Below are 14,100 nucleotides of genomic sequence, written 5' to 3' on the forward strand. Positions count from 1 at the left end.
CAGGCTTCCCTTGGTTTTCAGTTGGATGCCTGATTGTAATGCCATGTTGGCAAGATCAGTCGTTCGCCTGGCTTGCTGCCCCGGATGCCTCGAAATACGCCGTATCGCGCGCGACCGCCGGCGGCAGGTGCTGCTTGAGCAGGGCTATCCAGGCGCGCGTCTTGGCATCCACGAAGCGGCCCGAGGGCAGCAGCGCAAAGATGCCGATCTCGGGCGAGCGCCAGTCCGGCAGCACCTGCACCAGGCGGCCGCGCCGCAGGTCGTCGACCACGCTGTAGGCCGGCAGCATGACGATGCCGAGGCCGCTCAGCGCGCCGTCCAGCAGCACTTCGACGGTGTTCCCGACCAGCGGGCCTTCGGGGTCGAGCGTGAAGCGCTGCCGGCCCTGCTCCAGTTCCCAGGTCGAGCTGAACGAGGCATTCACCAGGCGCAGGCAGGTGTGGCCGGCGAGCGCCTGCGGCGATTGCGGCACGCCCTGGCGCGCCAGGTAGCCGGGCGCCGCGCACAGCACCGAGAACATGCGCCCGAGCCTGAGCGCGACCAGCGCCGAATCGGGCAGCGCCTGCGCCAGGTAGATGCTGACGTCGATGCCTTCGGCCAGCAGGTCGGGCGGGTCTTGCGAGGAATGGTATTCGATGGTGACGCGTGGATTCGCCGCGCAATAGGTGGCGACCAGCGGCGTGATGTAGCGGTTGCCGAAGCCGGTCATGCTCATCACCCGCAGCCGGCCGCTCGACTGGTGCGCGGCGCCGCCGGCCTCGCCTTCGGCCTCGGCCACCAGGTCGAGGATGGTCTTGCATTGTTCGGCATAGCGTTCGCCGACGCTGGTGGCGGCGATGCGGCGGGTGGTCCGCTGCAACAGCTTGGTCTGCAGGCGGTTTTCCAGCAGGGTCACCAGGCGCGACACCTGGGCCTTGGTAATGCCCATGTGCTGCGCCGCAGCGGTGAAGCTGCCGCCGTCCATGACGTGCACGAAGGCGCTCATGGCATGCAGCAGGCCGTAATCGAGATCCTTGCGCATAGGCCCAGTATTCTACCCGGCCCGGCTAGATCAGTTATTCGCGTACAGCGGGTTGTCGGCCACGTAGGCGGTCACGCGGTGATGCAGCACGTCCTTCGGAAGGATGCGTTCGAGGTCGAACGGGGCCAGGTGGGCGCTGCCATTCTCGAAGGTCCAGGCGAAGCTGCGGTCGCCGGCGACGAAGCGCACGGTCTGGCCGCCGGTGACGTTGATGTAGCGGGTGGCGTCGGTCAGGACGATGACCCGGTCGGGCCTGGCCTGGGCCGGCGCCGCGTTGCCGAGGAAGCTGGCCGGTTGTTCGGCCGCACCGGCGGCCAGGGTGGTAACGAGCAATGCAGCCAGGAGCAGTGGGGATTTCATTGTGTTCGATCCGGTGAGTGTTGACCAGGAAATGGTAATCCTCGACTCCGCATCGAAAAATAGCGGCTGGAAAGATTATTCGTTACGCATGGCGTAACAATCAATCCGCTTGCGTCCCCCTACCGTCATTGGCCGACGACCTTGATCTGCTTGACCTCGAGCGTCGATTCGCCGAAGGTTTCCTTGTCGAATTCGCCGACCAGCTCGACCTGGGTGTTCTGGTCGATCTTCACGCCCGCCGGAAAGTGCTTGGCGTCGATCTCGACCGTCATCTTGCCGCTGGCGTCGCTGAACTCGTAGTCTTCGCCACCCTTGTGGCCCGTCAGCTTGCCGCGCAGGCGCGCGTACTGGTCATCCTTGCCGCTGTCCAGCAAGGCCTTGGCGCTCATCAGCGGCACGCTCGAGGGGCCGGTGTAGCCGCTTGGTGCGGCCTGGGTCGATGGGCCGCTGTAGCCCCCGGACTGGGCGCTGGCGGTGGCCGAGGCGGCCAGCAGGGTGGCGATGCAGGCGATGCGGGTGATGGTTGTCATGGTCGGCTCCTGTCGTGTGGGAATGGGGCCATTACACGCAGCCGACATTAAATGTATCTTAAGGTGCCGCAGGAAAGTCCAGGAACACGCCCAGCCCGCGCCCGTCCAGGCCGCTGCCGAAGCCGAGCGCGATGCCGTGCAGGTCGGCGATGCGCTTGACGATCGACAGCCCGAGCCCGCTGCCGGCCTGGCCCTGCCCCAGCACGCGGAAGAAACGCTCGGTCAGGCGTGCGCGGCTGGCCTCGTCGACGCCGGCGCCGTCGTCGCGCACGGCGATGCGGGCGCGGCCGCTGCCACCTTCATGGCCGGCTTCGATCTCGATCCGGCTGCCGTCCGGGCAATAGCGCAGGGCATTGTCGAGCAGGTTGCGCAGCACGATCTCGAGCATCGCGGGATCGGCCTGTACCGCATCCAGCTCGCAGCGACCTTCCACCCGGATGTTACGCCGCGCCGCCTCCGGCGCGTGAATCGCCAGCAGGCGCTCCAGCAAGGGCGCCAGCGCTACCTCCTGGCGCGCCAGCTGGGTAGGGGCCAGCGGATCCAGGCGCGCCAGCAGCAGCAGGCTGTCGACGAGGGCCGTGATGCGCGCGATGTCCTGGCGCAGCTTCCGGAACGGCGCCGCCAGCGCGGGCTGCGGATGCTGGCGCTGCAGCAGCTGCACGTGCATGTGCAGGCCGGCCAGCGGCGTGCGCAATTCGTGGGCGGCGTCGGCGGTGAAGCGGCGCTCGGCCTGCAGCGCCGCTTCCAGCCGCCCCAGCACGCCGTTCAACGCCTGCACGATCGGCAGTACCTCGCGTGGCTGGCCGGTGGCCGGCACCAGCGCCAGGTCGCCGGGGGTCTTGGCGGCGATGGCCGCGGCGGTACGGCGCAGCGGCTTCAGCACGCGCCCGATCAGGAACCAGCAGACCAGGGCCAGCAGCGCCAGCATGCCCAGCACCGGCGGCCACAGGTGTTCGGCCAGTTCCTCCAGGATCTCGTAGCGGTCCGACGCGCGCTGGCCGACCTGCACCTCGACGTGGCGGTCCTGGTCGCGCACCACGAACACGCGCCAGCGGTGGCCGTCGGCGTCCGCGTCGGCAAAGCCGTGGCTGTCGTCGCTGTCCTCGCTATCGACGACAAAAGGCGCGGCCGGCGCGCCGCCGGTGCGCTGCAGTACCCGGCCGCGGAACACGACCTGGTACTGCATGTCGGCCTTGCGCGCGGCGGCGCCCGGACGCGGCGGGATGGCCAGGCCGCGTTCGTTCCAGTCGGTGGTGGCGGCCATGATCAGGTAGCCCGCCTCCTCCAGCGCGTCGTCGAACACCTCGCTGGTTTCCTGCCACGCGATCGCGGTGGCGATGCCGAGACTGGCCAGCCACAACACGGCGCTGGCGGACAGGATCGCCCCCAGCAGGCGCCGCCGCAGCGACCAGGATGCGGATTCAGGCTTCATCGTGCTTCATGCGGTAGCCAAGGCCGCGCACGGTGACGATGCTGTCGCCGCCCAGTTTCTTGCGCAGGTTGTGGATATACACCTCGATCGTATTGCTCTCGACCTCGTCTCCCCAGCCGTACAGCGTTTCCTCGATCTGGGCGCGGGTCACGATCGCATTCCTGCGCAGCAGCAGCGCGTACAGCACATGGTATTCGCGCGCGGTCAGCGCCACCGCCTGGCCGGCCAGGGTGACCTGCCTGGTGTCGGGATCGAGCGCGATGGCGCCGTGCGCCAGCGCATTGCTGGCCCGGTTGACGCCGCGCCGTGCCGCGGCCCGGATGCGCGCCGACATCTCTTCCAGCTCGAAGGGCTTGACCAGGTAATCGTCGGCGCCCAGGTCGAGTCCTTCGATGCGGTCCGCCAGCGCATTGAAGGCGGTAATCAGGATCACGGGCACGGCGTTGCCGGCCGTGCGCAGGCTGGCGAGCAGGGCATCGCCGCTCAGGCCGGGCAAGCCGCGGTCGAGCAGCACGCAGTCGTAATGGTGGGTCATGAGGGCGGTGTCGGCCGAATCGCCGCGCTCGACCCAATCGACGGCGTGACCGTCCAGGCGCAGCCAGGCCTGGATGGTGTCGCCGAGGGAAATGTCGTCTTCTACGAGCAGGATACGCATGCCGGCCGACCTTACGTTGAATGGATGAAGCCAATCTTAAAGCTAACGAGATGCGCCAACAGGATGCGCGGAATGAAAAACGCCAGCCTCCAGGCTGGCGTCGCTCACATCGGCGCTGCCGGTTACCAGAAGATCACGCGCTGTTCCGGTGCCAGGTACATTTTGTCGCCCGGCTTGACGTCGAAGGCCTCGTAATAGCCGGGGTGGTTGCGCAGGCTGCCGTTGACGCGGAATTCGGATGGCGAATGCGGGTCCGATTTCACCTGTGCGATCAGGGCGGCGTCGCGCGCCTTGCCGCGGCGCGCCTGGGCCATGCCCATGAAGATGCGCTGTTCGGCGCTGTAGCCGTCGATCACCGGCGCCGGCTTGCCCTTCAGCGAGATCCGGTAGGCGCGGCTGGCCATGATGGCGCCGGCGTTGTCGGCGATGTTCTCGCCCAGCGTCAGCTCGCCGTTCAGGTGGTAGCCGTCGACCGGGCTGTAGCCGTTGTATTGCGACACCAGCACCTTGCCCTTGGCGGCGAATTTCTCGCCGTCTTCTTTCGTCCACCAGTTGCGCAAATTGCCGTCGCCGTCGTACTGGGCGCCCTGGTCGTCGAAGGCGTGGCTGATCTCGTGGCCGATCGAGATGCCGACCGCGCCGTAGTTGATGGCCGGCTCGGCATTCGCATCGTAGAGCGGCGACTGCAGGCGCGCGGCCGGGAACACGACTTCGTTCATCTCCGGGCTGTAGTAGGCGTTCACGGTCTGCGGCGTCATGTGCCATTCGCCGCGGTTGACCGGCTGGCCCAGCTTGTTCACGCCGTACTGGTGGGCGAACTCGCGCGAACGCATCACGTTGCCGGCGAGGTCGCTGCGCTTGATGACCAGCGCCGCATAATCGCGCCACTGGTCCGGATAACCCACCTTGACCGAAATCTTGGCCAGCTTGGCCTGCGCCTGCTTCTTGGTCTCGGGGCTCATCCAGTCGAGGGTCTCGATGCGCTCCTTGTAGGCCAGCAGGAAGTTGTTCACCATGTCCTGGACCTGTGCCTTGCGCTCGGCAGGGAAGTAGTTTTTCACATAGACCTTGCCGACGACTTCGCCGAGGTCGCGGTTGATCTGGGCGATCGCCAGCTTCTCGACCGGACGGTTGACCTTGGCGCCCGACAGCACGCTGCCGCGGAAGGCGAAGCTCTCGTCCACGAAGGGCTGCGACAGGTAAGGTGCGTAAGTGCTCAACAGGCGGAACGTGAAATAGGATTTCCAGGTGTCGACCGGGGTGGCGGCGACGATCCCGTCCAGCGCCTGGATATAAGTCGGCTGGCTGACGTTGACCTCGCTCACCTTGCCGGCAATGCCCTGTTCCTTCATCCAGCCATCCCAGTCGAAGCCGGGCGCCAGCGCCTTCAGCCCGGCGATCGTCACCTTGTTGTAGGTCTTGACCGGGTCGCGGTTCTGCACCGCGCTCCACTGGGCCATGGCGATCGCGGTTTCGAGCGCCACGATGCGCGCGGCCTGGCCGGCCGGGTCGGGCTGGCCGGCCAGCGCCAGCAGTTTTTCGACGTGCGCCTGGTATTTGGCGCGGGTGTCCATCAGCTTGGCGTCGCCGGTCTGGATATAGAAATCGCGGTTCGGCATGCCCAGGCCCGACTGCGAAATATCGACCAGGTAGCGCGTCGACTGCTTGCTGTCCTGGCCCACGCTCATGGCGATTGGGCTGCCGGCGCCGATGCGGCCGGCATGCGCGGCCAGCGCGCCCAGGCCCCGCTTGTCATTCAACGCGGCGATGCGCGCCAGCTCGGCCTTCAGGGGCGTCGCGCCGAGCGCATTGCGCTGCGCCTGGTCGACGTAGCTGGCGTAGTAATCGCCCATCTTCTGGTTGTCGGAACCGGTCTTCGCCGCCTTGTCCTGCGCCGCCCCCTCGATCAGCGTGCGGATCTGGCCTTCGACGTTTTCCTGTGCGATGTTAAAAGCGCCCCAGCTCGAGCGGTCGTTCGGGATCTCGACGTCCTTCAGCCAGGTGCCCTGCGAATAACGGAAAAAGTCGTCCTGCGGACGCACCGCCGCGTCGAGCGCGCTCTTGTCGACGCCGGACACCGGCGCGGCGGCAGTCGCGCCGGAGGGGGCCGCCGGGGTGGCGGCAGACACCGCAGTGGCGGCCACCGCAGTGGCGGCCACCGCAGTGGCGGCCACCGCAGTGGCGGCCACCGCAGTTGGCAACGCAGCCGTCGGAGCGGCAAAGGCTGCGCCGGCGAACAGGCCGGCAATCAGGGCGCTGCCCAGGGTAGGCTTCATACAATGTCTCCTCATCAATGAAGCAGGGAATGCTAAATTAATCCCCACCCCTTGCCAAGGATTCATTGTGGGTAGGGCGGGCGCCCCCACCTGCCTATGCATGTCGCGCGCTATTCCCCTTCCCGCCTTCCTGCCCCCTGCCATCGCCAGCCTCGTCCTGTTCGGCGCCGCCGCCGCGCTGCTGGCCCCCACCCCGGCGCATGCCGACGAACTGGCCGACCTGGTGAACGCCTACCGCGCCGCGCCCGCCGGTTGCGATGGCCGTCCCGCGGCGCCGCCGCTGGTGCCGGAAACCGCGCTGGCGCGCGTGGAAGTCGGCACCGGCACCTTCCTCGAATCGGCGCTGCAGCGCCTGGGCTACCGCGCCGACCGTGCCGAAGCGATCTCGCTGACCGGCCCCAGGGATGCGCCGGCGGCGATGGCGGTGCTGCGCCAGAAATACTGCGTCACGCTGCTCGACCCGGGCCTGGCCGCGATCGGCACCGCGCGCCGCGGCGACGCCTGGCAGGTGGTGCTGGCGCATCCGCTGATCCTGCCCGAGCTGCCCGGCTGGGAAACCGCCGGGGCCGAGATCCTCGACGGCGTCAACCGCGCGCGGGCGCAGCCGCGCAGCTGCGGCACGCAGTCGTTCGCGGCGGCGCCGCCGGTCGTGTGGAATAGGCGCCTGGGCCTGGCCGCGCTGGCCCACAGCACCAACATGGCCGAGGGCCATTATTTCAGCCACCAGGAAAAAGACGGCAGCGAGCCGGCCGACCGCGCCACCCGCGCCGGCTACACCTGGCGCACGGTGGGCGAGAACATCGCCTCCGGCAACCGCACGCCGCAGGAAGCGGTGGCGGCCTGGCTCGATAGTCCGGGCCATTGCGCCAACATCATGAACCCGAATTTCACCGAGATGGGGGCGGCGTATGCGATCAATCCGGAGAACGAGAACCGCACGCCCTACTGGACCCAGGTGTTCGCGCGGCCGCGCTGAGCCAGGCTGCATTCAACCCGGCTGATACACCGCATCGATCCCGGCTATCGCTGTCATCAAAAATAATAAATAGCGCGCTATTTAATTGTGCGCTATAGTTCTACCCATGGAAGCGCCACATCGTTGGCACCTCCACTAGAATCACGACACAATTCTTCAATTATTGAAAGGGTAACGCCATGACCACCAAGCTCGACAAAGTCCTGTACACCGCCAAAGCCCACACCACCGGCGGCCGCGAAGGCCGTGCGACCACCGACGACGGCCTGCTCGACGTGACCCTGCAGCCGCCGAAGGAAATGGGCGGCAAGGGTGGCGCGACCAACCCGGAACAGCTGTTCGCGGCCGGTTACTCGGCCTGCTTCATCGGCGCCCTGAAGTTCGTGGCCGGCCAGAAGAAAATCGCGGTGCCGGCCGATACCGCCGTCGACGCCAGCGTTGAAATCGGCCCGATCCCCAACGGCTTCGGCCTGGCCGTGGAACTGGCCGTGAGCCTGCCGGGCATGGACCGCGCCGCTGCGCAGGAACTGGTCGAGGCCGCCCACGTCGTCTGCCCGTACTCGAACGCGACCCGCGGCAACATCGACGTGACCCTGACCGTCGTATAAGTTTTACGATCACCCCGCAACGTGCGGGGCTTGGCGAGATCCCCTCCTCGCCCCAACGATAAAAAAAGGCGCCATCCCTGCCAGGGACGGCGCCTTTTTTCTTGTCGATAGTCTGTCTATTTCCTTGGCATGCGCGCTACCACGCGCGCACCTGCCCTCAGGCCGCTGCTGGAAACGGCACCGCTTCCACCGCCCGCACCAGCGCCTCGAAGCAATCGGCATCGAGCGCCGTGCCGACCGTCTTGCGCATGATCTCCAGCGCCTGCGGGATCGGGATCGCGCCGCGGTAGGGACGCTCGGCCGTGATCGCGTCGAAGATGTCGGCGGTGGTGATGATGCGCGTCTCGATCGGAATCTGGTCGGCGCTGAGGCCGCGCGGGTAGCCGGTGCCGTCCAGTTTTTCGTGGTGGGCGCCGGCGATGGCCGCCAGTTCGCGGAAGGCGCCGATGCTGCCGAGGATGGTCTCGGTGTAGCGCGCGTGTTCCTTGACCGCTTCCCACTCGTCCGGATCGAGCTTGCCGGCCTTGTCCAGCACGCTGTTGCTGACGCCCAGCTTGCCGACGTCGTGCAGCAGCGCGCCACGCTTGAGCCAGCGGCGCCGTTCTTCCGAGAGTCCCAGCGATTCGGCGATCATGTCGGTGTACAGCGCGACGCGCGCGCTGTGGCCGCCCGTGTAGGGGCTCTTGGCATCGACCACCTGGCCGAAGGCGGTGGCGATGTCGTCCAGGTAGTCGTCGTCGAGGACGTACTGGCGGTCGAGGGCGGCCGCCGGCAGCGCGGTCACGGCGCGCTCGATGTCGGGAGCGCCCAGCGTGTGCCAGAACGTGTCCGCGGCGGCGACCTGCTCGAAGGCCGCCACCAGGCGCGGGTCGAACCACTGGCCGGCGCGGCTGCGCACCTCCTTCAGCGCGGCCTCGCGCCCGCTTTCGGTGTGGAACACGTCGACCACCTGCGCCATCAGCGCGATGCGCGAATACAGTGGAATGTCTTCGCCTTGCAGCCGTTCCGGCTTGCCGTTGCCGTTGAAATGCTCGTCCAGGCTGTAGATGCCCTGCGATACCGCTTCCGGGAAGCGCAGCAGGCGCGCGATCTCGGCGCCGCGCTGGCAGCGGGTGGCGACGAATTCGTCCTGCAGGTCACGGCCGTCGCGCACGATGCGCATCACGTTGCGGAAGCGCTCGGCCAGCCCGGCCTTCAGGCCGGTGTGCTTGAGCACGAAGCCGAGCACCTTGTGCAGGCTGTCGTCGACCAGCATCCAGTCGCGCTTGAAATTGCGGTCATCAGTGAGGTACATCTCGCAGATGCGCGCGGCATTGCTGCTGCAGCCCAGGTCCTTGAGCAGCACCACGTAGTAGAGCTCCCACAATTCCCTGTCGCTAAGCCCGGCCTGGCGGCCGATGTGCATGCCGACCCAGCAGCAGCGCAGGCAATGGCCGGGCGACTGGCCTTCGGTGATGTCGAGGGCGTAACTGAGCGAGGCGATCAGTTCCGACAACTTGAGCGTGCAAGACGGCGACGGCGGTGGATTCATAGCGGGCAAACCTGCCATAACATCAAAATTTGATGACTTAAAGCAATATCATACCTATCAAAAGATGTTGCACGGCATCAATATTGCAAGGTTGGCGGCACGTTGGGGTAATAAGTTGACAGTTGTGGCGCCCTGGCCTCAGGCGGCCTCGGCAAATGGTACACGTTCCACCGCACGCACCAGCGCCTCGAAGCATTCCGGGTCGAGCACGCTGCCCACCGTCTTGCGCATCATCTCGAGCGCCTGCGGGATCGGGATCGCGCCGCGGTAGGGGCGCACTGCGGTGATGGCGTCGAAGATGTCGGCAGTGGTGATGATGCGGGTCTCGATGCGGATGTCCTCCGCCGTCAGTCCGCGCGGGTAGCCGTTGCCGTCGAGGCGCTCGTGGTGGGCGGCCGCAATCGCCGCCAGTTCGCGGAAGGGTTCGATACGGCCGAGGATGGTCTCGGTAAATTCCGCGTGCAGCTTGACCGCATCCCACTCGGCGCGGTCGAGGGCACCGGCCTTGTCCAGCACGCTGTTGCTGACGCCCAGCTTGCCGACATCGTGCAGCAGCGCGCCGCGCTTGAGCCAGCGGCGGCGCTGGCTCGACAGGCCCAGTGCTTCGCCGATCATGTCGGTGTACAGCGCCACCCGCGCGCTGTGGCCGCTGGTGTACGGGCTCTTGGCATCGACCACCTGGCCGAAGGCGGTGGCGATATCGTCCAGGTAATCCTCGTCCAGCGCATGCTCGCGGCCCTGCCCGTCCGGATGGATGGCAGCCACGGCGCCGTCGATGCCAGACCCGGCCAGCACCGCCCAGAAATCGGCCGACTGCGCCACCTGGCCGAAGGCATCCACCAGCGCCGGATCGAACCATTGGCCGCTACGCGCCTGGACTTCCTCCAGTGCCGCGGCGCGCCCGCCTTCGGTATGGAAGACGTCGATCACCTGGGCCAGCAGCGAGATGCGCGAAGACATGGGGATCGCCTCGCCGGCCAGGCGCGCCGGCTTGCCGTTGCCGTTGAAATGCTCGTCCAGCGAATAGATGCCGTCGGAAACACCCTGCGGAAAGCGCAGCAGGCTGGCGATCTCGGCGCCACGCTGGCAGCGCGTGGCCACCAGGTCGCGCGCGATTTCCGGACCGTCGCGCAGGATGGTCATCACGCTGCGGAAGCGCTCGGCCAATCCCGCTTTCAAACCGGTGTGCTTGAGCACGAAGCCGAGCACCTGCGGCAGGCTGTCGCCGACCGTCTTGTAGTCGCGCTTGAAGTCGAGGTCGTCAGTGAGGTAGAGCTCGCAAATGCGCGCCGCATTGCTGCTGCAGCCCAGGTCTTTCAGCAGCAAAGTGTAGTAAAGCTCCCACAACTGCGCTTCCGGCAAGCCGATGCGGCGCCCGATGTGCATGCCGATCCAGCAGCAGCGCACGCAATGGCCGGGCGGCTGGCCCTCGGTGATGTCGAGGGCATAGCTGAGCGCAGCAATCAGTTCCGATAGTTTCAGGGCGCTGGATGGGGTCGGCACGGCATGCATATCAATTTCTCTATACTAATAAATGATGAATTTGAGAAACACATTACACAAATGTGATTCCCTAAGTAAATTGGTTTTACCTATCTCAGCCATATAAATTGATAGTTTGCCCCGATAGACCAGAAGCTCTACCATGGCATCTATAGACCAAAGCTATCAATTAAAACAAATCGATAGCCAATAGACCAGTCAATGAAAGAGACGAACATGAACAAGCTCACTACCGCTTCCGGTATCCCCGTCGTCGACAACCAGAACTCGATCACCGCCGGCCCGCGCGGTCCGGTCCTGCTGCAGGATTTCCACCTGATCGAAAAACTGCAGCACTTCAATCGCGAGCGCATCCCCGAGCGCGTGGTCCATGCAAAAGGTTCGGGCGCCTACGGCACCTTCATCGTGACGCACGACATCAGCCGCTACACCAGCGCCAAGTTATTCAATGTGGTTGCCAAGCAGACCGAGACCTTCCTGCGCTTCTCGACCGTGGGCGGCGAAAAGGGATCGGCCGATACCGAGCGCGATCCGCGCGGCTTCGCGCTGCGCTTCTACACCGAAGACGGCAACTGGGACCTGGTCGGCAACAACACCCCGACCTTCTTCCTGAAGGACGGCATCAAGTTCCCCGACTTCATCCATACCCAGAAACGCGATCCGCAGACCAACCTGAAGTCCGCCCAGATGATGTGGGACTTCTGGAGCCGCGCGCCGGAAAGCCTGCACCAGGTAACGATCCTGTTCTCGGACCGCGGCACCCCGGACGGCTACCGCCACATGGACGGCTTCGGCAGCCACACCTACAGCCTGATCAATGCCGACGGCGAGCGCCACTGGGTGAAATGGCATTTCAAGACCCAGCAGGGCATCAAGAACCTCAGCGCTGCCGACGCGGTGCGCCTGGCCGGCACCGACCCGGACTACGCCCAGCGCGATCTGTTCAACGCGATTGCGCGCGGCGATTTCCCGCGCTGGAGCGTCGAGATGCAGGTGATGAACGACGCCCAGCGCGCCGCCTGGGAAGCCAGGACCGGCTGGGACGCGTTCGACCTGACGAAAGTCTGGCCGCAGGGCGAGTTCCCGCGCATCCCGGTCGGCATCCTGGAACTGAACCGCAACCCGGACAACTACCACCAGGACGTCGAGCAGGCCGCGCTGTCGCCGTCGAACATCGTGCCGGGCCTGGGCTACAGCCCGGACAAGATGCTGCAGGCGCGCCTGTTCGCCTACCACGACGCCCAGCTGTACCGCGTCGGCACCAACCACCAGCACCTGCCGGTGAACCGTCCGCGCTGCCCGTTCCACAACCAGCAGCGCGACGGCGCGATGGCGCTCTTCAACGGCGGCGCGGCGCCCAACTATGACCCGGTCCAGAACGGCGCGATGCCGGCCGCCGGCGGTTTCGGCCACGGCGACGCCGGCTGGCAGCTGGAAGGCACGGCGGGCCGCTACGACACCCGCGCCACCGACGACCACTACACCCAGGCCGGCAACCTGTTCCGCCTGTTGACGGATGAGGGCAGGCGCAACCTGATCGAGAACATCGCCGGGGCCCTGAGCCAGGCCGACGCCGCGATCCAGGACCGCCAGATCGGCCACTTCCTGAAGGCCGATCCGGCCTACGGCCAGGGCGTGTCGGCTGCGATCAACCGCATCCTGAACCGGGCATAAGCTTCATCCTGCCGGCCGCCTCGACCGCGACACCGCGAGGTCGGCCAGCAGGGCCAGCGCAAAGGCCGCGACCGCCACAAGGTAGATCGCGCGGTAATCGCCGCCGCTGTGCGCGAACAGCCAGGAAAAGCCATAGCCCGACACGGCCTGGGACAGCGCGAACATCGTGGTCGAGCGGCTCCAGGCCGCATGCTGCGCATCGTGGTCGTGTGCCAGCAGTTCGTGCAGCCGGCCGATGACGAGCGTGACCACGCCCGGCGTGAATGCGCCCAGGAGCAGGCTGGCCAGGCTGGCGATACCGTCGCGCGCCGCCACTCAGACCGTGCCGTCGGGCGCGGCCTCGATGTGGAAGATGGAACCGCCCCGCAATCCGTCGGCTTCCATGTAGATGCGGGCGCCGCCGGGGCACAGCACGGTCACGCCCCCGAAGCGGTAGCCGCCCCAGAGCGCGCCATCCCTGGCCGCCATCGGGCCCAGCACATCGCTGGAATACAGCGGGTGGCCGTACACGCTGTCGGTGCGCTCGAACTGCACGCCGTGGTAGCGGTACAGGCCGGCCACGTCGGCACCGACGAAGTCGAGATCAGCGTCGCCGACAACGGCCCCGGCATCGCGCAGCAGAACCAGGCACGCATCTTCGGCAGCCTGTTCAGCACCAAGCCGAACAGCACCGGCATGGGCTTGTCGATCAGTTTGGCGATCGTGCGTGCGCACGGCGGCCAGATCGGCTACGAGCCGGGCCAGCCGCGCGGCGCCTGCTTCCGGTTCCGCCTGCCGGTCAACGCACGCGGCGCTGCATGATGAGCGCCGTCCGCATCAGTCCGCGTGGCTTGACAGCCAGGGCACGATCACCTCGAGCAGGCGCTGCGGTGCCTCGATCGGGATCATGTGGCCGCTGTCTTCGATGACGGCCAGGGTGGCGTCCGGGATGCCGGCCTGCAGCTCCCGGGCCTCTTCCAGGCTGCGCAGCTGATCCTGGGCCGCCGCGACCACCAGCGTCGGGCAGCGAATCTGATCCAGGCGGTCGATGTCGCCCGGCCGCTCCAGCACCGACTGGCGCCGGAACACCTCGCCGCCCAGGCGCACGCCCATCGCGCGCACGCGCTCGATCATCGCCTCGTTGTGCTTGTCCTTCGGATGCAGTGAGCTGGCCACCGCGATGCGGCTCAAGCCGCTGAAGGCGACCGAGGGCGCGGCATGCCCGACCGCGCCCTTGCGCTGGCGCATGGCCGGGGTATCGGGCCGGGTCGAGGTGGCCACCAGTACCAGCGCTGCCACCCGCTTGCCGTATGCCGGCGCCAGGCGGGCGATGTCACGCGCGATGTAGCCGCCCATCGAAAAGCCGACCAGCAGGAAGGATGGCGGCGCCGCCGCCAGCGCACGGCGCGCCATCGCCTCGACCGAGGTGTCGTGGCGCAGGTCGGCATGCAGGATCGGACCGAAGCGCGCCAGCGCGGCGCTCATGTCGTTCCACAGGGTTTCGTCGGCCATGAAGCCGGGGACAAGTAGCAGAGCCATGGCGGCATCCTAGCAG

The 14,100-nt window shown here is 66.7% G+C and carries 15 protein-coding genes; 4 read left to right on the forward strand and 11 right to left on the reverse strand.

The features are described 5' to 3' along the window. Positions 1–55 precede the first annotated feature (55 nt). The 6 genes from U1H99_RS25245 to U1H99_RS25270 all read right to left on the reverse strand — a co-directional run bounded on the left by U1H99_RS25245 (position 56) and on the right by U1H99_RS25270 (position 6,274). Positions 56–1,021 (reverse strand): LysR family transcriptional regulator, encoded by a 966-nt coding sequence (locus tag U1H99_RS25245; RefSeq protein WP_323144434.1) that lies wholly within the window; start codon positions 1,019–1,021, stop codon positions 56–58. Between the two features lie 30 nt (positions 1,022–1,051). Next, a complete protein-coding gene (locus U1H99_RS25250) occupies positions 1,052–1,381 on the reverse strand; it encodes a CzcE family metal-binding protein (RefSeq protein WP_323144435.1) in 330 nt (109 codons plus the stop codon). A 125-nt stretch (positions 1,382–1,506) separates the two neighbouring features. Then, entirely contained in the window at positions 1,507–1,911 is a 405-nt protein-coding gene (locus U1H99_RS25255) for a YgiW/YdeI family stress tolerance OB fold protein (RefSeq protein WP_323144436.1), read from the reverse strand. Between the two features lie 58 nt (positions 1,912–1,969). Further along, positions 1,970–3,343 (reverse strand): ATP-binding protein, encoded by a 1,374-nt coding sequence (locus U1H99_RS25260; protein ID WP_323144437.1) that lies wholly within the window; start codon positions 3,341–3,343, stop codon positions 1,970–1,972. After that, positions 3,333–3,998: a response regulator gene (locus tag U1H99_RS25265; RefSeq protein WP_323144438.1), complete on the reverse strand. Its 666-nt coding sequence runs from the start codon at positions 3,996–3,998 to the stop codon at positions 3,333–3,335. The genes U1H99_RS25260 and U1H99_RS25265 overlap by 11 nt, the downstream gene beginning before the upstream one ends. Positions 3,999–4,120: 122 nt before the next feature. Beyond that, a complete protein-coding gene (locus U1H99_RS25270; protein ID WP_323144439.1) occupies positions 4,121–6,274 on the reverse strand; it encodes a M13 family metallopeptidase in 2,154 nt (717 codons plus the stop codon). Between the two features lie 100 nt (positions 6,275–6,374). Here U1H99_RS25270 and U1H99_RS25275 point away from each other — a divergent pair, with 100 nt between their 5' ends. Beyond that, positions 6,375–7,250: a CAP domain-containing protein gene (locus U1H99_RS25275; RefSeq protein ID WP_323144440.1), complete on the forward strand. Its 876-nt coding sequence runs from the start codon at positions 6,375–6,377 to the stop codon at positions 7,248–7,250. Between the two features lie 179 nt (positions 7,251–7,429). Beyond that, complete coding sequence (locus U1H99_RS25280) at positions 7,430–7,858, forward strand: organic hydroperoxide resistance protein (RefSeq protein WP_323144441.1); 429 nt, start codon at positions 7,430–7,432, stop codon at positions 7,856–7,858. Positions 7,859–8,015: 157 nt separating this feature from the next. Here U1H99_RS25280 and U1H99_RS25285 read toward each other — a convergent pair whose 3' ends face one another. Next, positions 8,016–9,389, reverse strand: a complete 1,374-nt coding sequence (locus tag U1H99_RS25285) for an HD-GYP domain-containing protein (protein WP_323144442.1) — start codon at positions 9,387–9,389, stop codon at positions 8,016–8,018. A gap of 138 nt (positions 9,390–9,527) precedes the next feature. Next, complete coding sequence (locus U1H99_RS25290; RefSeq protein WP_375341650.1) at positions 9,528–10,901, reverse strand: HD-GYP domain-containing protein; 1,374 nt, start codon at positions 10,899–10,901, stop codon at positions 9,528–9,530. A 207-nt stretch (positions 10,902–11,108) separates the two neighbouring features. Between U1H99_RS25290 and U1H99_RS25295 the strand changes: the two genes are divergently transcribed. After that, on the forward strand, positions 11,109–12,566 hold the full coding sequence (locus U1H99_RS25295; protein WP_323144444.1) for a catalase: 1,458 nt from the start codon (positions 11,109–11,111) through the stop codon (positions 12,564–12,566). Positions 12,567–12,569: 3 nt separating this feature from the next. On the opposite strand, the gene U1H99_RS25300 is transcribed toward U1H99_RS25295, so the two are convergent. Together U1H99_RS25300 and U1H99_RS25305 are read right to left on the reverse strand one after the other, a co-directional pair. After that, the gene (locus U1H99_RS25300) at positions 12,570–12,881 is read right to left on the reverse strand and encodes a YbfB/YjiJ family MFS transporter (RefSeq protein ID WP_323144445.1); all 312 of its coding nucleotides are present in this window, start codon (positions 12,879–12,881) and stop codon (positions 12,570–12,572) included. Then, a complete protein-coding gene (locus U1H99_RS25305) occupies positions 12,882–13,127 on the reverse strand; it encodes a hypothetical protein (RefSeq protein WP_323144446.1) in 246 nt (81 codons plus the stop codon). Here U1H99_RS25305 and U1H99_RS25310 point away from each other — a divergent pair. Next, on the forward strand, positions 13,104–13,367 hold the full coding sequence (locus U1H99_RS25310; RefSeq protein ID WP_323144447.1) for an ATP-binding protein: 264 nt from the start codon (positions 13,104–13,106) through the stop codon (positions 13,365–13,367). The two genes, U1H99_RS25305 and U1H99_RS25310, sit on opposite strands and share 24 nt — an antisense overlap. A 15-nt stretch (positions 13,368–13,382) precedes the next feature. Here U1H99_RS25310 and U1H99_RS25315 read toward each other — a convergent pair whose 3' ends face one another. Next, entirely contained in the window at positions 13,383–14,084 is a 702-nt protein-coding gene (locus U1H99_RS25315; RefSeq protein ID WP_323144448.1) for an alpha/beta fold hydrolase, read from the reverse strand. Positions 14,085–14,100 lie beyond the last annotated feature (16 nt).

The organism is Massilia phyllosphaerae (genome assembly GCF_034659755.1).
GTDB classification, from domain to species: Bacteria; Pseudomonadota; Gammaproteobacteria; order Burkholderiales; family Burkholderiaceae_D; genus Telluria; species Telluria phyllosphaerae.

Coding starts and splice junctions, on each gene's coding strand:
- U1H99_RS25245 (WP_323144434.1), bottom strand. CDS start 1,021: ATGCGCAAGGATCTCGATTACGGCCTGCTGCATGCCATGAGCGCCTTC.
- U1H99_RS25280 (WP_323144441.1), top strand. CDS start 7,430: ATGACCACCAAGCTCGACAAAGTCCTGTACACCGCCAAAGCCCACACC.
- U1H99_RS25260 (WP_323144437.1), bottom strand. CDS start 3,343: ATGAAGCCTGAATCCGCATCCTGGTCGCTGCGGCGGCGCCTGCTGGGG.
- U1H99_RS25250 (WP_323144435.1), bottom strand. CDS start 1,381: ATGAAATCCCCACTGCTCCTGGCTGCATTGCTCGTTACCACCCTGGCC.
- U1H99_RS25255 (WP_323144436.1), bottom strand. CDS start 1,911: ATGACAACCATCACCCGCATCGCCTGCATCGCCACCCTGCTGGCCGCC.
- U1H99_RS25265 (WP_323144438.1), bottom strand. CDS start 3,998: ATGCGTATCCTGCTCGTAGAAGACGACATTTCCCTCGGCGACACCATC.
- U1H99_RS25315 (WP_323144448.1), bottom strand. CDS start 14,084: ATGGCTCTGCTACTTGTCCCCGGCTTCATGGCCGACGAAACCCTGTGG.
- U1H99_RS25275 (WP_323144440.1), top strand. CDS start 6,375: ATGTCGCGCGCTATTCCCCTTCCCGCCTTCCTGCCCCCTGCCATCGCC.
- U1H99_RS25285 (WP_323144442.1), bottom strand. CDS start 9,389: ATGAATCCACCGCCGTCGCCGTCTTGCACGCTCAAGTTGTCGGAACTG.
- U1H99_RS25290 (WP_375341650.1), bottom strand. CDS start 10,901: ATGCATGCCGTGCCGACCCCATCCAGCGCCCTGAAACTATCGGAACTG.
- U1H99_RS25270 (WP_323144439.1), bottom strand. CDS start 6,274: ATGAAGCCTACCCTGGGCAGCGCCCTGATTGCCGGCCTGTTCGCCGGC.
- U1H99_RS25295 (WP_323144444.1), top strand. CDS start 11,109: ATGAACAAGCTCACTACCGCTTCCGGTATCCCCGTCGTCGACAACCAG.